The sequence below is a fragment of the Mycolicibacterium chengduense genome, from assembly GCF_033741155.1.
In the GTDB taxonomy this organism is placed as follows: Bacteria; Actinomycetota; Actinomycetes; order Mycobacteriales; family Mycobacteriaceae; genus Mycobacterium.
In genome coordinates this window covers 378926-396360 of record NZ_JAWQNH010000004.1, presented here as the reverse complement: position 1 = coordinate 396360, position 17435 = coordinate 378926, and the positions used below count along the sequence as shown (strand labels likewise).

Here is a 17435-nt window from a genome sequence, read left to right as displayed (position 1 = left end):
TGGCGTGTCCAAGGTGACTGCATTGTCGATCAGTGTCGGTTTCTTCGGTGCGGTGTCGACATGGTTGACGGCGACGGTATGGCCGCTGCCGGTGTGGGTGCTGTTCCTGGCGTGGGCCTCGTTCTTCTTCGTAGGGTCGGGTTGGGCAGGGTTCGTGAAATCGGTGGCATGCAACTGGGCCGGAATCTTGATCGCGACGCTGACGCTGCTCTCGGTTCAGTTCACCGGCAGTGCGGTGGTGCTCGCGATCGCGGTGGGAATCGGGAGCCTGGCCATGGTGCAGGCATCACGGCTCCGGTGGATCTCGGCAGCCCCGGCGGTGGTTTTCGGATTTGCCATGACGGTCGGCACGATCGCGGCCACGGGTAATGGCATCACGTCCGCAGGACTGTCGAACCCGGCACTGGTCGCAGCGACAACCGCTTTGGTGGGGGCGACGTTCGGGATCGCCTCCGAATGGGGCGCTTCCGTGGTGGCGCGGCTGATGCGATTGCCCGACGGCGGCGAGACCGCTGCTCCTGCATGATCGGTACTGATGTACCGCTAGCGGGGATATGCTGCACCCCAACGAATATCCGATGACAGACAGCTTCAGGCAGGAGACGAAGTGCCTTCCACGACAAGCTTGGAGAGCCTTTCCGAAGTAATGTTCGGAGTCGAGCGGTGGTGGAATGGCACCCTGTCGAACGCCCTCTTCGACGCGGACGTCGCGAATCTGGACGGGTGGCGCGTGCTCGGGGCGCTACGTTCTGGCGATGGGTTGACCATGAGCGAGCTGTCGGCCGGGATGGCGATCGCGCCGCCCACCCTCACCAGAATCGTGGACAAACTCGTCGACGGCGGATTCGTCCTGCGTCGCGTCGATGCGATGGACCGACGACGGGTGCTGGTCTATCTCTCGGCGCGGGGTAAGACGAAGGTACGTAAGCTGATTCGGCATGAAGGGTGGGTCAAGTCCACCTTGGTCGAGGAGTTCGGCGAAGAGGCTGCGGTGGCGCTGGTCCGGGGGTTGTCCCGGTTGGCGCAGCTGTCCGTGCCGGCCGTGCGTTAGGCAGATGTTTGTACAAGGCAACTTTTCCTTGCCAGAACAGTTGTGAAACATCGGTGTAACACCCGCAGTCGAGCATGTATCCCGAATGGTGAACATTCGTTGGAGGTGTGGTGATGAACGAGTTCGCGCCGCCAGTGTGCCGCGACACCATCGATGTCGCGTTGGTCATCCCGTTCAATGGTTCGGCGGGCATCTATGGTCCGTCGTGCATGGCGTGTGCCGAACTGGCCATCGCCGAGGTCAACAACGGCTCGGGGTTGCTCGGCAGGCCGATCCGGCTGATCCCGGTCGACGGCAGCAGGCCACCCGCCGAGGTGGCCGCCGAGGTCTCGGCGCTACTGAGCCTGGGTGCGATCGATGCGGTCACCGGCTGGCATATCTCGCCGGTGCGCCAGGCCGTGGCTCGCGTCACCGCAAATCGGGTGCCCTACGTCTACGGTCCGCTCTACGAGGGGGGAGAGCGGACACCCGGGTTGTTTCTGACCGGCGAGACGCCGTCTCGGCAACTGCTGCCCGCCATGGATTGGATGAAGGCCGAATACGGCATCGACAAGTGGCTTCTGATCGGCAACGACTACATCTGGCCGCGCCAGACCGGTTTGGCCGCGCGGCTGCACGCACGCGCCAAGGGCCGTCCGTTGATCGACGAGATCTATCTACCGCTGGGGACCGGGGACTTCACCGACGCCATCCGGCAGGTGGACGCCAGTGGCGCGGCAGGAGTACTGCTGCTGCTGGTGGGTGGCGACGGCGTGGCATTCAACCGGCAGTTCGCCTCTGCCGGCCTCGCCGCCTCGGTGCCGCGGCTGAGCCCTCATGTCGAAGAGAACATGTTGATGGCCAGCGGTAGTGAAAGCAATGGTGGATTGTTCGCCGCTGCTGGTTATTTCGAGGCCCTCAACACCACCGCAGGTGCCGAGTTCAGTAGCCGCTACTACGCGCATTTCGGAGCCGCGGCCCCAGCTCTGAACAGCATCGGTGAGTCCTGCTTCGAGGCGATCACCTTGCTGATCGCCCTCGCGACGCGGGCGGGTTCACTGCGGATACCGGACATGATGGCGGCCACTGCAGGGATGACCTATACCAGTCCCCGGGGCGACGTGAGCTTACGGGGAAATCAGTTGGCGCAAGACGTGTACGTCGCCGAGGCAGTAGGTCTGGAGTTCGAGATCCGCGACCGGATCTTCGCTGCCTGACGGTCGAACCCGACCCGCCATCAGGTCCGCTCAGCGCGGTCCGCGTTCGCATGGATTGCGGCGCGGCAGTAGGCGGCAAAGCCCGGGAGTCCGAACGCTTCGTCGTACCTGGCGACATAGTGCGGGTCACTGACGTACATGTCGCCCAGCGTGCGATGGAACGCCGGCGGGCACTCGTAGAACCAGCGATTGACCTGCAGGCGATGCCGTTCTGCGGCATCCATCGCCTCCACCGAGTCGGCCGGCAGCCCCGAGCGGAACGCGTCGGCCAGCGCCTTTTCGGCGGCCTCGCCCTGGGCCTTGATCCGAACCCAGTCCTGCTTGCCGTACCGCTGCTTGCGTCGCTGCGACTCCTTCCATTCTTCGGTTTGACCCCACTTCTGCTCGGCTTCGGCCTGATAGTCGTCGAAACCGTCGCCGAACAGCTCGCGCATGTCGTCGTCGGACATGGGGGTATTGGTCATCGCCTTCTCCAATGCCTGGTCGATTGCCTCGACGAGCTCCTTCATCTCGTCGAGTCGGGTCATGACGCGTTCGCGCTGGCGAATCAGGTGGCTGACGGTGTCGCCCTCGTTCAGCAGATCCGCGATCTCCTCGAGCGATAGCTCCAGTCGGCGATAGACGATGATCTGCGACAAGCGCGTCAGGTCGGCCGGTGCGTACACCCGATAGCCTGCGGCGGCACGCCGGCTCGGGGTCAGCAACCCGATCTCGTCGTAGTGGTGAAGCGTGCGGACCGTGATGCCGAATCGCCGTGCGACCTCGCCCACGGTCAGCTCGTCCACCGGTGTCTCCTGCGCCATGTCGGCCACATTGGTGCCTCACGTGACGTGAGGGTCAAGTCTTGACCTGGAATCGATTATTCCGGGTGGTGGTGAGGGTGGGGCCTCGCACACCAAATAGATCAACGGCCGGCCGCGTTCATCGAGGGTCTCGTGATGGCGGTCGAACCCGATCTTGTCCAGGACGCGCAGCGACGCCTCGTTCCAGGCGCCGACGGTCGACCAGATTCGGGTCCGACCTGTGGCGAATGCTGCGGCCAGCACCGCGCGAGCCGCTTCCGTCGCGTACCCGTGCCCGTGGAACCGTTGGAACAGCTCGTAGGCGATCTCGGGTTCGTCCAGGGTGCAGCGGCCGACGATGAGTCCGCAGTAGCCCAGTGGTTCTTCGTCGGAGCGCCTGCGGATCGTCGCGAGTCCGATTCCGTTTTCGCGGGCCATCTCTCGTTGCTCGGCCATCCGGCGGCGGACGCTCTCCAAGGACTCGGTTGTCCCGCCGTCACGCTCACCGAGAAGTTCGTGATTCCACTCGGCGTCGCTTGCCTCGCGCTGGTGTAGACGCAATCGTGGCGTGCGTATCGACAGCTGCATCGCGGCGTAACGCATCGTCGGGGCTCCTGGCGTAGCGGATGATGTCACCGTAGCCGCCGGCACCGCTGGGATGTCATGGACGCCACATGCCTTCACACGCATCGCGCAGGCAGCCCTTCGCGCCGCTGGGTGTCGGTTACGATGCGCATTCGGCTGGACCCAGCGCGCCACCGCGCTCATTCGGGGAGAAGAACATGACATCGCCTCCTTCTGAGGCTCATGACGAGCTCGATGAGATCGACCGAGTACTGATCACGGCGCTTCAGAAGGACGGCCGGATCGGTTACGCGGAACTGGGGGAACTCGTCGGCCTGACCGCCGGTGGCGCACGCAAGCGATTCATGCGACTGCAAGACCGCGGAATCCTGAAGGTTGTCGGCATCACCGATCCGCTCCGCCTGGGGTATCGCAGCATGGCCATGGTCGGCATCGTCGCCGACGGAGACATCGAGGCCATCGCGGCGGCGCTCAACGAGATCGACGACGTGATCTATGTGGTGCTCGCGGCCGGCCGTTACGACCTGCTGGTCGAGGTCATCGCCACCGACCAGGCCGGACTCTTCGAAGTGATCAACCAGAAGGTGCGGGCCACTCCTGGGGTGGCTCGTGCCGAGACGTTCACCTACTACGGGATCCGGACACATCGCTTCGAGTGGGGGGTGCGCTGATTCCCGTCTGGTGTTGATAAGTCATAGAAAGACCGCGATCAGTGACGTATAGTGACTGACAAGATCGGCATGGTTCGAATTGATGAGTCAGGTGGGAATAGCGTGACCAGTGATCGGTGGCGCCTCGTGCGCCCCGGCGTGGAAGCCGAGCAAGCCGCCGAACTAGTGGCCGAGCACTTCGGCATCCGCGGCGCCGTCGTCGAGCTGGGCAGTCAACAGGACCGGAATTACCGCGTCGATCCGGACGCCGGTAACGGACTGCTGTTCAAGGTCAATCACCCTTCGGTGCCGGCCGACGTGCTGGAGCTGCAGGCCGCGGTGTCCGACCGGTTGCGGGCCGCGGGAATCGCAACGCCTGCGGTGCTGTCCACCGGGCACGGGCTGCGATCGGTCGAGGTCCGCACGCCCGAGGGAAGTGTGGCGCGCGCCTGCGCGTTCGAGCTGGTCGCCGGGGATGCGATTGCCGACTGCGGGCCGATGACCGGGGTGCTCGCGGAGCAACTGGGCGCACTGGCCGGGCGCACCGTCGCCGCGCTCGCGAGCCTCGAGCACCCCGCTTCGCACCGAGAGCTGCAATGGGAACTCAGCCGCAGCCTCGATGTCGTCGAGGCGTTGTCCGGCGATCTCCCGCCCGACCGCCGCGAGGTCTGTCTACGTGCAGCCCGGCACGCGGCCGCGCAACTGGACGCGCTGGCTGCGGCACTGCCGCGACAGATCATCCACGGAGACCTCACCAGTGACAATGTGCTTCGAGACGGCCAGGGCACGCTCTGGGTGGTGGATCTCGGTGACGTCATCACGTCGTGGCGCGTGGCCGAACTGGCCGTACTGGCGGCCGATGTTCTCGGGCGCACGGACAGTCTGGCCATGGTCGGCCGAGCGGTTCGGGGATTCGTCGGCAGCGTCACGCTGAGCGACGACGAACTCGCCGCCATCTGGCCGATGATGATCCTGCGCGGGGCGGTACTGGCCGTCAGCGGATGGTCGCAGCTGCGCATCGACCCGGACAACGAATACGCCCGCGAGCGTCTCGAGCACGAATGGCAGGTGTTCGAGCGGGCGGTGGACTGCGATGCGGCGCAGGCCATTCCGCAACTGCGGCTGGCGGCCGGCCGGGCCCATATCCCGGGATTGGACTACGCCGAGGTCGTTGCAGGACTGCATCGTGCCGTCGTGCTGGACCTCGGTATCCGCAGCGAAGCGCTCGACCGGGGGCGCTGGCTCGCGTCCGGCGTGGAGCGCGAGCTGGTCCGTGAGTCGCTGGCCGGCGCGCCCGTCGCCGCAATGCGGTTCGGGGAGGCCCGGCTCAGTCGTGTGTCGCTCGACGTGGGGCAACCCGCACCGACGCGGGCCCGCTGCGTCGAAGTGTGGACTCGCCCGGGAACCGTTGTCAGCGCGCCCTTTTCGGGAGAGCTGCTCCAGGATGAATCCGGTGTGGAGCTCAGCGACAACGGGGTGGTGCTGCGGATCGAGGGTGTCACGAGTCTTGCCGCCAACGGCGAGGCCCGCGCCGGCGAACCGATCGGCCGGGTACGTCCGGATCCAGAAGGGCTCGGCCGGATCGTCGTCACCCGCCGAGTGCGAGACGCATCCGCAGAGCCGTTGTTCGCCGGCCCCGACGACGAATACGAGACCGACGGTGCGGCAGACCCTTCACCAGTCCTGGGCATCGCATCCGTGTCCGACCCGCTCCTCGAGCTGAGCGCGGCACGGGAGCGCCGCGACCGCGCCATGGGCGGCGCCGCCGAGCGCTACTACACCGAGCCGCCTCAGATCGAACGTGGGTGGGGCACCAGGCTCATCGACACCCAAGGCCGGGCCTACCTCGACATGGTCAACAATGTCACGGCCATCGGACACTGTCACCCCCGGCTCGCCGACGCGGTCGGCAGGCAACTTCACCTGCTCAACACCAACTCGCGGTTCCTGTACCAGGCCTACGCCGATTTCGCGGAGCGCCTGGCCGCCCGCTCGCCGGATCCGGCACTGGACACCGTGATTCCGGTGAACAGCGGCTCCGAAGCGGTCGACCTCGCCCTGCGGCTCGCCCAGGTCGCCACCGGGCGACGAGATGTCATCGCGGTGCGCGAGGGTTACCACGGCTGGACCATGGCGTCCGACTCGGTGAGCACATCCGCATTCGACAATCCCAGTGCCCTGTCGTCGCGACCCGATTGGGTGCACCTGGTCGACGCGCCCAACACGTATCGAGGACCCTTTCGCGGACCGGACGCGGGATCGCGTTACGCGGCTCAGGTTTCCGAGGTCGCGGCGGAGCTCGTCGCTCAGGACCGCGCCCCGGCGGCGTTCATCTGTGAGCCCGTGTTCGGTAACGCCGGTGGGGTGATCCCGCCGGCGGGCTACCTGGCCGGAGTTTATGCGGCCGTCCGGCAACACGGCGGCCTCGCGATTGCCGACGAGGTGCAGGTCGGCTACGGGCGGCTCGGAAAGGCGTTCTGGGGCTCGGAATTCCAGGGCGTCATCCCCGATATCATCGCCGTCGCCAAAGCCGCGGGAAACGCGTATCCGGTCGGTGCCGTCATCACCCGCCGTGAGATTGCCGACGCACTGCGCGAGGAGGGCATGTTCTTCTCCTCCGCAGCCGGAGCGCCCGCGAGCGCGGTGGCGGGCTCGACCGTGCTCGACGTGATCCGCGATGAAGGATTGCAGGCCAACGCGGATCGGGTCGGCGACCACCTGCGGCGACGACTCTGCCAGCTGGCCGACACGCACCCGCTCATCGGGACGGTGCACGGGGCGGGCCTCTACCTCGGTGTGGAACTGGTCACCGACCGCGAATCGCGCACCCCCGCAACGGATGAGACCGAGTGGCTGTGTGAGCGCATTCTGGCCTACGGCATCATCTTGCAGGCCACGTCCGAGCGCCAGAACGTGCTCAAGATCAAACCACCGCTCACGCTCACCCTCGATGAGGCGGATGTCTTCGTCGACGCACTGGACCGGGTGCTGACCGAACTTCGCGATCGATGACAACAGAACCGAAGAGGAATGCGATGAACTCCTTCGACACTATCGTGGTGGGCGCCGGCGTGGCCGGTCTCACCGCGGCGAAACTGCTGAGCCAGGCCGGTCAGCGGGTGGTGGTGCTCGAGGCGCGGGACCGGGTGGGCGGTCGATTGTGGACCGACCGATCCGCGGGATTCTGTGTTGATCTGGGTGCGTCGTGGATTCACGGTGTCGAAGGCAACCCGTTGACAGACCTGGCCGAGGCGTTCGGGATGCAGACCGTGGAGTTCACCGTGGGCGCATTCCAACCCGACAGCCGGCCGATCGCCAACTACGGCCCAGATTTCCGGCCGTTGGATCCGGCCAGCGCACGGCGGTGGGCCGACGACGTCCATGCCGCGGACGCCGAACTGGAGCGGATCGTTGCGGGATCGACGCCGGGGCAGAGTTATGCCGACGTGGCGGCACGGGCGCTGGCGGCGCAGGCCTGGGACACCGAGCGGGGCCAACGGGTGTGGGAGTTCTACCGTCACCGCACCGAAGAGCAGTGTGGCGCGCACATCAGCGATGTCGCGGCGCACGGCTTGGACGAGGACGCGATTGTCGGAGACGAGGTGATCTTCCCGGGAGGTTATGACCAGCTGGCCGTGAATATCGCTCGCGGACTCGATATTCGGCTCGAACAGCTGGTGCGGACGGTCAGCTGGTCGGAGACCGGCGTGCGAGTCGAGACCGATTCGGCCACCTTCGAGGCACCCAACGCGGTTATCACCGTCCCGCTCGGGGTGCTCAAGGCAGGCTCGATCGAATTCGTGCCTGCCCTGCCCGATGTGGTCGCCGGCCCGATCGAGCGGTTGGGCATGGGCGTCTTCGTCAAGGTGTTCCTTCAGTTCCCGCAACGATTCTGGCCCGACGGTGTGTACGCGATCCGGCAACAGGGTGCCGCCGGCGATACCTGGCATTCCTGGTACGACGTGTCAGCGGTCAGTGGGCAGCCGATGTTGTTGACGTTCGCCGGTGGACCCCGCGGCCGCGAGGTGGAGGCGATGAGCGATGAACAGGCCGTCGCTTCGGTGCTGAGCTCCCTGCGTCGGATCTACGGTGAGCGCGTTGCAGAGCCGGTCCGATCATGGGTGACCGGGTGGGGCAGCGATCCGTTGTCTCGCGGTTCGTATTCGTATGTGGCGGTGGGCGCGTCGCATCACGATCACGATGCGATGGCCACCCCGGTGGGTGGCGTGCTGCATCTGGCGGGCGAGGCGACGTGGAGTACCGATCCGGCGACGGTGAACGGGGCGTTGTTGTCCGGGCACCGCGCGGCCGAACAGGTCCTCGGCAAGCCCGTCCCGGTCACACTGCTGCAGCAGCGGTAGCGCGCGAGCCGTCGAATCGTTTCCGGGTGCCGCCGGCACCCGTCAGATGTCGTGGCTGCTGGGCCCGCCGGATCTCGGACCGTAGCGCTCGGCGTAGGCCCGGTGGACGTGTGCGTTGCGCTCGCGGGAGAGCTTGTCGACGAGATCGGTGCTCAAGCCGTGCTTGGCCAGCATATGGCGCCGCCACACCTTGTTGAGCGCGTGCGAGAAGAACACGAACGGGATGAAGATGGGCAGCGTCATGCTCACGTGCAGATAGAGCGACATCGGGATGAACCAGATGGGTGCCAGGACCAGGACGGCCGGCACGGCAACCCTGGCCATCATGCGCACCGTCGCGCCCGGGCCCGCCAGGTCCTGGGCGACCCAGGCCCGCATGGAATCCGGCAACCGCTTTCCGTAGCAATACGCGATGTACTGCAGCGCGCCCGGTCTGGCTGAGGGCACGCGTTGGGTCGGCATGGACCAAGCATAGCTAGCGGTATGATGGATTGCGAATTACCTCAATCCACTATCCGGAAGGCCGAGCGACGTGGCGGACAGCTTCCTGGGCGGGCCGGAGCGACCGCTGTACGAGATCAAGGCCAATCTGTTCAAGGCCCTGGCGCATCCGGCGCGTATCCGCGTACTGGAGATCCTGTCCACGAACAGCGCGCCGACGCCGGTCAGCACCATCCTGGCCGAAAGTGATCTCGAGCCGACTCTGCTCTCGCAGCACCTGGCCGTGCTCAAGCGCCACCACGTGGTCAGCGGGCAGCGCGTCGGCAATGCCGTCTACTACCGGCTCGCGCATCCGAAGATCGCCGAACTGTTGGTGATCGCTCGCACCTTCCTGGTGGACACCCTTGCCGCACAGCGTGATCGGCTGGACGTGGTGGGATCCTTACCGCCCATCGGATCGTCGACGTGATCAGCCAGCAGGTACGCCGCGCCGTTCGGATGCTGCCGCGTACCGCCGACTACACCGGGTTGCGGACCACCTGGACACGTGACCTCGTCGCCGGGCTGACGGTCGGGGTGGTGGCACTGCCGCTGGCGTTGGCATTCGGAATCAGCTCGGGTGTCGGCGCGGCGGCCGGCCTGGTGACGGCCGTGGTCGCCGGCGTGGTGGCGGCGGTGTTCGGCGGCTCGCACGTGCAGGTATCGGGTCCGACCGGGGCAATGGCGGTGGTGTTGGCGCCCATCGTCGCGCATTACGGGGTGGGCAGCGTCGCGCTGGTCACCGTGCTGGCCGGCGTGATCGTCGTCGTCGCCGGTCTGACCGGGCTCGGGCGCGCCGTGACCTTCATCCCGTGGCCGGTGATGGAAGGGTTCACCCTCGGCATCGCGGTGATCATCTTCCTGCAGCAGGTTCCGGCCGCCCTCGGCCAGCCGGTCCCGCAGGGCCGGCCACCACTGGCGGCCGCGGCGCAGGTGGTTGCGGCGGCCGACATCGGCACCGCCGGTGCCGCACTGGTGGTGGTGCTGGTGACGGCCGCACTCATGGTCGTGCTACCTCGGCTGCATTCGGCGCTCCCGGCCTCACTGCTGGCGGTCGTCGCGGCGACCGTGCTGGCGGCGGGCGTGAGCCTGACGGTCACGCGCATCGGCGCGTTACCCGACCAGTTGCCGACTCCGCAGTGGCCGCACACAGACCTCGCCGCGCTGAAGACACTCGCCGGTGCGGCACTGGCGATCGCCGCCCTGGCGGCCATCGAGTCACTGCTCTCGGCTCGGGTCGCCGCGGCGATGTCCGCGACCGGACCCTATGACCCCGATCGGGAACTGGTGGGTCAGGGCTTGGCCTCGGTCGCCTCCGGAGTGTTCGGTGGGATGCCGGCAACCGGCGCGATCGCGCGCACCGCGGTGAACGTGCGCTCGGGTGCGCGAACCCGGCTCGCGGCCATCACGCATTCGGTGCTGCTGCTGGCCGTGGTGTACCTCGCCAGCGGCCCGGTGGGGGAAATCCCGCTCGCGGCCCTGGCCGCGGTGCTGATGGTGACCGCGGTGCGAATGGTCCCGTACCGCAGCATCGCCCGGATCGTGCGGGCCAGCCGGTCGAGCGCGGTCACGTTCGCGCTGACCGCTGTCGTCACGGTCTGCTTCGACCTCATCGATGCCGTCGAGATCGGTATCGCGGTGACCGCGCTGTTCGCCCTGCGGGGCCTGGCCCGCCGCAGCAGCGTCGCGCGGGAAGAACTCCCCGGGCCGGCCGAGCCGGGGGATGAGCGGATCGCGCTGCTCCGTCTGGACGGTGCCATGTTCTTCGGCGCGGCCGAGCGCATTTCGGCAGCGATCAGCGACGCGCGTCATCCCGAGGTCGACGTGGTGATCATCCGGCTGTCCCAGCTCGGGCTGCTCGACGCCACCGGGGCACACACCCTGGCCCAGATCACCGGCGAGCTGGAAGCCAGCGGCATCACCGTCATCATCAAAGGCGTTCAGCCCGAACATGAGTCGCTGCTGCGAAATGTCGGTGTCTTCGAGGGTCTGCGCCACGACAACCATCTGGTGGACACCCTCGACGAGGCGATCGCCCACGCCCGCAGACACGTGACGGCCTGACGGCGCGGGGCCGGGTCAGCGCTCGACGATCCGCGTCACCCGGTCAGGCGATGCCGAACTCCTTGATCTTTCGATAGATGGTGGCGCGCGACATCCCGAGCGCCTCGGCGGCGATCGCCTTGCTACCGCAGTTCTCCTGCAGGCTGCGCACGATCGCGTCGCGTTCCAGGGCCTCCATCCGGGTGAGCCGGCGCCGGGCCAACGAGCGGCACTCCGCGGGCAGCTTGTCGATGCCGATGGTGCCGGACCGCTGCACGGCCACCGTCTCGGCAAGAACCTTACGCAGCTGGGCGACGTTGCCCGGCCACGGCAGCTTGGCCAGTTGGCGCATCGCCTCGGGCGCCAGCTGGACGTCGGCCCCGCGGGTCAGTTCACGCAGTAATGCGGGAACGAGTTGTTCGAGATCCTCGATCCGGTGCCGCAGGGCGGGAACGGTGACCGTGTGGGTGAAGAAGGGCAGCAGCAGCGCGTCGACCATGGGGGAGCGCTGCTCGGTCCCCATGGTGGCGGCCACCCAACCCCGGCCCGCGCGGGTCTGCAGTACCGCGGCCAGCGGATCCAGCGACTCATCAGGTAGCGCATCGACATTGGCGATGATCACCGCGAAATCGTCGCCGTCGGTCTCGGCTTCCACCTCGGCGATGACGGCATCTGTGGTGGAGAAGTCCTCGGCGCGGAGCACCCGCACCGTGCGGGACGGATTCACATGCTGGGCGACCGCCTGACCCAGCCGCGCCCGTCCGGACCCGCGCTCGCCTTCGATCACCACCCAATCCCGGTCGCGGCAACACCGGTCGACCTGCTGGCAGCTGCGCAGCCATGAACTGCTTCGGCCCGCGAGCCGCGGAATCGCCTCCGCCGAGCCGCGCCCGGCAATGGCGAAGTGGTTGTTCAGATGGACGTGAAGAACCGCGCTGCGCTGTGCGTTACGCGCCGTAATAGATTCTGCGACAGTCATTTTCACGCTGACACCGGTAGGGAGCGTCATGATGGCGGTTGACGGATCGGCACTGTGGGCCATCTCGGCGGCGTGGTCGAGCAGCGTGCTCTGATCACCGGCGTCGAGGGTCCGGCGCAGATAGGGATTCATCAGCACGACATCGCCGCCGATGGCGAGCACACCGCCCGGATATCGGCGGGTGTGCTTGAGATACGAGTCCAAGAGCGCGGTTTCGCTCTCGTTGCGTAACGCGGTCAGCCGGTCCTCGATCTGGCTGCCGGCGCTCTTGGCCAGCACGAACAATAGCGGATCGGACTGACGGGCCCAGCAGGTCAGGTCGACGACGCCGAGCACCCTGCCGGTCACCGGGTCCCGGATCGGCGACCCGGCGCAAGCCAGCCGGTCCAGCGTTCCGACGTAGTGCTCACTACCGCGGATGAAGGTGGGCGTGCCGGTTTCCAGCGTGGTGCCGATGCCATTGGTGCCCGCGAACTCCTCGGCGTAGCTGTAGCCGCGCACCAGCCGGACCTCGTCGAGCGCGCGCAGGATCGCCGGGTCGGATACCACCCTGTCGAGCACCACACCGTCGGCAGAGGTCAGGATGACGCTCACCGCCTGCGCGGCCAGGTCGCTCGCGACTCGTCGCAGCACCGGTGTGGCAGCTGCCAGCAACGGAGTCTCGGGATCTGGCTCCCGTACGAAGGGCAGTTCCACCCGGTCGGGATGTACGTCCAGTGCTTGCGATCGGCGCCACGAACTCAATACATCGGGTGTGACCACGCCCGTGTGGGCGCCGCCGCCGGCCAGGAACTCCTCCCGGGCCCGGCGCAAATCACCGGCGGTGCGGATGCTGTCGGCCATCTGCGCTACCTCGACGTCGAAGTGGATGCCCTAGGAGAATAGACCCCGGTGCTGTGACGTGCGTCTCAAAATGAGACGCGCCGTCGCGCTGTGCGAGTGTGACCCACATCTCATAGTGAGACGGCTATCGGCGATGTCCCGGGGTTGCATCTGTGTGCATCACCACCGCAGCCCAGCGGTGGCCCGCACACAGGAGGCGCACTTTGAGTAGGCAAAGCCTGACCAAGGCCCATGCAAAGATCACCGAGCTCTCGTGGGAACCGACGTTCGCCACACCGGCCACCCGATTCGGCACGGACTACACCTTCGAGAAAGCTCCCAAGAAGGACCCCCTCAAGCAGATCATGCGGTCCTACTTCCCGATGGAAGAGGAGAAGGACAACCGCGTGTACGGCGCCATGGACGGTGCCATCCGCGGCAACATGTTCCGGCAAGTCCAGCAGCGCTGGCTGGAGTGGCAGAAGCTGTTCCTTTCGATCATCCCGTTCCCGGAGATCTCCGCGGCACGCGCGATGCCGATGGCCATCGACGCGGTGCCCAATCCGGAGATCCACAACGGCCTGGCCGTCCAGATGATCGACGAGGTTCGGCACTCCACCATCCAGATGAACCTCAAGAAGCTGTACATGAACAACTACATCGACCCCGCCGGCTTCGACATCACCGAGAAGGCGTTCGCCAACAACTACGCCGGCACCATCGGGCGCCAGTTCGGCGAGGGCTTCATCACCGGGGACGCCATCACCGCAGCCAACATCTACCTCACGGTGGTTGCCGAAACCGCATTCACCAACACCCTGTTCGTCGCCATGCCGGACGAAGCCGCGGCCAACGGCGACTACCTGCTGCCCACCGTTTTCCACTCCGTGCAGTCCGACGAGTCGCGGCACATCTCCAACGGGTACTCGATCCTGCTGATGGCGCTGGCCGACGAGCGCAACCGCCCGCTGCTGGAACGCGATCTGCGCTATGCGTGGTGGAACAACCACTGCGTGGTGGACGCAGCGATCGGCACCTTCATCGAATACGGCACCAAGGACCGCCGCAAAGACCGGGAGAGCTACGCCGAGATGTGGCGGCGCTGGATCTACGACGACTACTACCGCAGTTACCTACTGCCGCTGGAGAAGTACGGCCTGTCCATCCCGCACGATCTGGTCGAGGAAGCGTGGAAGCGCATCGTCGACAAGCACTACGTGCACGAGGTGGCCCGGTTCTTCGCCACCGGCTGGCCGGTCAACTACTGGCGCATCGACACCATGACGGACACCGACTTCGAGTGGTTCGAGGAGAAGTACCCGGGCTGGTACTCGAAGTTCGGCCGCTGGTGGGAGGCGTACAACAGGCTGGCCTACCCGGGCCGGAACAAGCCGATCGCCTTCGAGGAGGTCGGCTACCAGTACCCGCACCGCTGCTGGACGTGCATGGTGCCCGCACTGATCCGGGAGGACATGGTCGTCGACAAGGTGGACGGCCAATGGCGGACCTACTGCTCGGAAACCTGCCACTGGACCGACGCGGTGGCGTTCCGGGGCGAGTACGAAGGGCGACCCACACCGAACATGGGCCGGCTCACCGGATTCCGGGAATGGGAGACCCTGCACCACGGCAAGGACCTCGCCGATATCGTCGCCGATCTCGGCTATGTCCGCGACGACGGCAAGACCTTGATCGGTCAACCGCACCTGGATCTGGACCCGAGCAAGATGTGGACGCTCGACGACGTCCGCGGCAACACCTTCAACAGCCCGAACGTGCTGCTCAACGAGATGAACGATGAGGAGCGGCAGGCGCATATCGCCGCCTACCGCGCCGGTGCCGTCACCGCCTGATCGTCCCGTTCTCCGGTGGGTGGCGTGCCGCCTGGTCCTGCGCCACCCACCGGATCCCACCCGAGAACGCCAACGCCTGTGAGGAGGCACGGTGGCTGACACCCATCGCATCAGTTTCGAACCCGTCGACATCGAGATGGATGTCGCGGAGGACGAGAACATCCTGGACGCCGCGTTTCGGCAGGGCATTCACCTGATGCACGGCTGCCGCGAGGGCCGCTGCTCGGCCTGCAAGTCCTACCTGCTCGACGGTGATGTCCAGATGGACAACTATTCGACGTTCGCCTGCAACGATGCCGAGGTCGAAGAGGGCTACGTGCTGCTGTGCCGGTCGCACGCCTTCAGCGACTGCACGATCGAACTGCTCAACTTCGACGAGGACGAGCTCCTGGGCGGCGTGTCGATCCAGGATGTCCGCACTCGGGTCGCCGCGGTAGAGCCGGTGACCCGCGACATCGTCTCGCTGCGACTGCTGGCGGTCGAGCCGACCACCTTCGAGTTCAAGGCCGGCCAATACGCCGACATCCATATCCCGGGCACCGATGAGCACCGGTCCTTCTCCATGGCGAGCACCGCGGCCACGCCGGGGCAGGTGGAGTTCCTGATCAAGAAGTACCCCGGCGGAAAGTTCTCCGGATTGCTCGACGACGGGATCGGCGTCGGTGACGAACTGACCATCACCGGGCCGTACGGCACCTCCACGCTGAAGGACGGTCACATTCTGCCGGTGATCTGCGTCGCCGGTGGCGCCGGTATGGCGCCGGTACTGGCGCTGCTGCGGCACATGAGCGAGACCGCGAGCCCGCGCGCCGTGCGGTTCTACTACGGCGCCCGGACCGCGGCCGACCTCTTCTACCTCGACGAAATCGCCAAGGTGGGGGCGGGTTTGGTGGATTTCACCTTCACCGCCTGCCTGTCCGAGTCGATGGCCGGTGAGCTCCCCGACACGGTGACCGTCGAACACGGCAACGTCACCGACGTCGTCGCCCGGCATGAAGGCGATATCGCCCGTTCGGAGATCTATCTGTGCGGGCCGCCTCCGATGGTCGATGCCGCCCTTGAGTTGCTCGACACCCACGCCGTGCCCAAAGACCAGGTGTTCTACGACAAGTTCACCAGCCCGATCTTCGACTGACCGGTTGCCGCCCACAGAAAGAGAGAACCATGTCCACAGCCACTACGGGGCCCTCGCCCACCACGACGAAGCAGCGCAGCTTCCCCAAGATCGAGTTCACCGACTCCGAGGCGGGGGCACTGGAGTTCCCGAGTTCGCGCAGCCGGAAGTTCACCTACTATCAGCCCGCCAAACTGCGCTCCACGATGTACGAGGACGTCACCGTCGACGTGCAGCCCGACCCCGAACGGCATCTGTCCCAGGGGTGGATCTACGGATTCGGCAACGGCCCCGGCGGCTACCCGCAGGACTGGACGGCTGCCAAATCCGCCAACTGGCATGCCTTCCTCGACCCGAACGAGGAATGGGACCAGACCATCTACCGGAACAACACCGCGGTGGTCAAGCAGGTGGAACTGTGCCTCAAGAACGCCAAGCGGGCCAAGGTGTACGACGGGTGGAACGGTGCCTGGCTGACCTTCCTGGAGCGCAACGTCGGTGCCTGGATGCACGCCGAGAACGGGTTGGCGCTGCACGTCTTCACCTCCATCCAACGGTCCGCGCCGACCAACATGATCAACACCGCGGTGGCGGTCAACGCCGCCCACAAGATGCGCTTCGCGCAGGATCTGGCGCTGTTCAATCTCGACTTGTCCGAAGAGGCACCGGGTTTCGACGGCCAGGCGCACCGACAGGTCTGGCAGTCCGCCCCCGAATGGCAGCCCACCCGTGAGGTGGTCGAGCGGCTGACCGCCGTCGCGGACTGGTGCGAGCTGCTGTTCGCCACCAACATCGTGTTCGAGCAGCTGGTCGGCTCGCTGTTCCGCAGTGAGCTGGTGATGCAGATCGCCGCCCGCAACGGTGACTACATCACCCCCACCATCGTCGGTACCGGCGAACACGACTACGACCGCGACCTGGCCTACACGCGAAACCTCTTCCGGCTGCTCGTCCGCGACGAGGAGTACGGCGATTCCAACAAGCTGCTGTTCTCGTCCTGGCTGTCCACCTGGGTGCCGCGCTGCCTGGCGGCCGCCCGTGCGCTGCAGCCGTTGTGGTCGCAGCCGGCCGAGAAGACGATCACGTTCGCGGCCAGCCTCGGCGCCGCCGAGGAGAAGTTCGCATCCCTGCTCGAGGCAATCGAGCTCGATACCCCTGAGGAGTTGGTCAAGTGAGCATGCAGTTCGGATCGGCCACCGAGTTCTCCAACAAATGCGGTGTGACACTGATGAACACGCCGATCGGCCGAGTCGTCGCCGACGTGATGGGCGCCAAGGACGGGGTGGAGCTCACCGAGTATCCCTCGATGATCCGGGTCGACGGTGAACGGTTGTTGGACTTCGACTACGCCGAACTCACCGACGCCCTCGGTGAGGAGTTCGACGGTTCGATCTTCGAAGAGATCAGCTCCACCCATTACGGGCGCATGGTGCACCTTGACGACAAGACGCTGCTGTTCGCCAGCCCAGAAGACGCGGCCGAGTACATCGGCTTCGACCTCACCGCGAAATAACCCCAC

At 66.2% G+C, this 17435-nt stretch carries 16 protein-coding genes; 12 read left to right on the top strand and 4 right to left on the bottom strand.

The annotated features are described in order from the left end of the window. Positions 1 to 4: 4 nt before the first annotated feature. The 3 genes from SBI67_RS16955 to SBI67_RS16945 all read left to right on the top strand — a co-directional run bounded on the left by SBI67_RS16955 (position 5) and on the right by SBI67_RS16945 (position 2247). Positions 5 to 526, top strand: a complete 522-nt coding sequence (locus SBI67_RS16955; protein WP_318981667.1) for a DUF1097 domain-containing protein — start codon at positions 5 to 7, stop codon at positions 524 to 526. An 81-nt stretch (positions 527 to 607) separates the two neighbouring features. Beyond that, complete coding sequence (locus SBI67_RS16950; RefSeq protein ID WP_318981666.1) at positions 608 to 1051, top strand: MarR family winged helix-turn-helix transcriptional regulator; 444 nt, start codon at positions 608 to 610, stop codon at positions 1049 to 1051. 113 nt (positions 1052 to 1164) lie between these two features. Then, positions 1165 to 2247: a substrate-binding domain-containing protein gene (locus SBI67_RS16945; RefSeq protein ID WP_318981665.1), complete on the top strand. Its 1083-nt coding sequence runs from the start codon at positions 1165 to 1167 to the stop codon at positions 2245 to 2247. A gap of 20 nt (positions 2248 to 2267) precedes the next feature. On the opposite strand, the gene SBI67_RS16940 is transcribed toward SBI67_RS16945, so the two are convergent. Together SBI67_RS16940 and SBI67_RS16935 are read right to left on the bottom strand one after the other, a co-directional pair. After that, positions 2268 to 3032, bottom strand: a complete 765-nt coding sequence (locus SBI67_RS16940; RefSeq protein ID WP_318981664.1) for a MerR family transcriptional regulator — start codon at positions 3030 to 3032, stop codon at positions 2268 to 2270. Between the two features lie 36 nt (positions 3033 to 3068). After that, complete coding sequence (locus SBI67_RS16935) at positions 3069 to 3632, bottom strand: GNAT family N-acetyltransferase (RefSeq protein ID WP_318981663.1); 564 nt, start codon at positions 3630 to 3632, stop codon at positions 3069 to 3071. A gap of 179 nt (positions 3633 to 3811) precedes the next feature. Between SBI67_RS16935 and SBI67_RS16930 the strand changes: the two genes are divergently transcribed. From SBI67_RS16930 to SBI67_RS16920, 3 genes are all read left to right on the top strand, one after another. Then, positions 3812 to 4285 carry an Lrp/AsnC family transcriptional regulator gene (locus SBI67_RS16930; protein WP_266046068.1) on the top strand — a complete coding sequence of 158 codons (474 nt, stop codon included), beginning with the start codon at positions 3812 to 3814 and terminating at the stop codon, positions 4283 to 4285. A gap of 102 nt (positions 4286 to 4387) precedes the next feature. Beyond that, entirely contained in the window at positions 4388 to 7276 is a 2889-nt protein-coding gene (locus SBI67_RS16925) for an aminotransferase (RefSeq protein WP_318981662.1), read from the top strand. Between the two features lie 23 nt (positions 7277 to 7299). Next, positions 7300 to 8625, top strand: coding sequence for a flavin monoamine oxidase family protein (locus SBI67_RS16920; RefSeq protein ID WP_318981661.1), 1326 nt, complete (start codon positions 7300 to 7302; stop codon positions 8623 to 8625). 42 nt (positions 8626 to 8667) lie between these two features. Here the strand turns inward: SBI67_RS16920 and SBI67_RS16915 are convergent, their stop codons facing one another. After that, a complete protein-coding gene (locus SBI67_RS16915; RefSeq protein ID WP_318981660.1) occupies positions 8668 to 9087 on the bottom strand; it encodes a DUF5313 domain-containing protein in 420 nt (139 codons plus the stop codon). Between the two features lie 70 nt (positions 9088 to 9157). On the opposite strand from SBI67_RS16915, the gene SBI67_RS16910 reads away from it, so the two are divergent. Then, complete coding sequence (locus tag SBI67_RS16910) at positions 9158 to 9535, top strand: ArsR/SmtB family transcription factor (protein ID WP_318981659.1); 378 nt, start codon at positions 9158 to 9160, stop codon at positions 9533 to 9535. 29 nt (positions 9536 to 9564) lie between these two features. Further along, positions 9565 to 11169: a SulP family inorganic anion transporter gene (locus SBI67_RS16905; RefSeq protein ID WP_318981970.1), complete on the top strand. Its 1605-nt coding sequence runs from the start codon at positions 9565 to 9567 to the stop codon at positions 11167 to 11169. A 43-nt stretch (positions 11170 to 11212) separates the two neighbouring features. On the opposite strand, the gene SBI67_RS16900 is transcribed toward SBI67_RS16905, so the two are convergent. Then, positions 11213 to 12970 (bottom strand): sigma-54-dependent Fis family transcriptional regulator, encoded by a 1758-nt coding sequence (locus SBI67_RS16900; RefSeq protein WP_318981658.1) that lies wholly within the window; start codon positions 12968 to 12970, stop codon positions 11213 to 11215. Positions 12971 to 13173: 203 nt separating this feature from the next. On the opposite strand from SBI67_RS16900, the gene SBI67_RS16895 reads away from it, so the two are divergent. The 4 genes from SBI67_RS16895 (at position 13174) to mimD (ending at position 17429) form a co-directional block, all read left to right on the top strand. Beyond that, positions 13174 to 14802 (top strand): aromatic/alkene/methane monooxygenase hydroxylase/oxygenase subunit alpha, encoded by a 1629-nt coding sequence (locus SBI67_RS16895; protein WP_318981657.1) that lies wholly within the window; start codon positions 13174 to 13176, stop codon positions 14800 to 14802. 91 nt (positions 14803 to 14893) lie between these two features. Then, positions 14894 to 15937: a 2Fe-2S iron-sulfur cluster-binding protein gene (locus tag SBI67_RS16890; protein ID WP_318981656.1), complete on the top strand. Its 1044-nt coding sequence runs from the start codon at positions 14894 to 14896 to the stop codon at positions 15935 to 15937. 29 nt (positions 15938 to 15966) lie between these two features. Beyond that, the gene (locus SBI67_RS16885; RefSeq protein ID WP_318981655.1) at positions 15967 to 17091 is read left to right on the top strand and encodes an aromatic/alkene monooxygenase hydroxylase subunit beta; all 1125 of its coding nucleotides are present in this window, start codon (positions 15967 to 15969) and stop codon (positions 17089 to 17091) included. Further along, positions 17088 to 17429 carry a propane 2-monooxygenase effector subunit MimD gene (gene mimD / locus SBI67_RS16880; protein ID WP_024452647.1) on the top strand — a complete coding sequence of 114 codons (342 nt, stop codon included), beginning with the start codon at positions 17088 to 17090 and terminating at the stop codon, positions 17427 to 17429. The genes SBI67_RS16885 and mimD overlap by 4 nt, the downstream gene beginning before the upstream one ends. Positions 17430 to 17435: the final 6 nt, after the last annotated feature.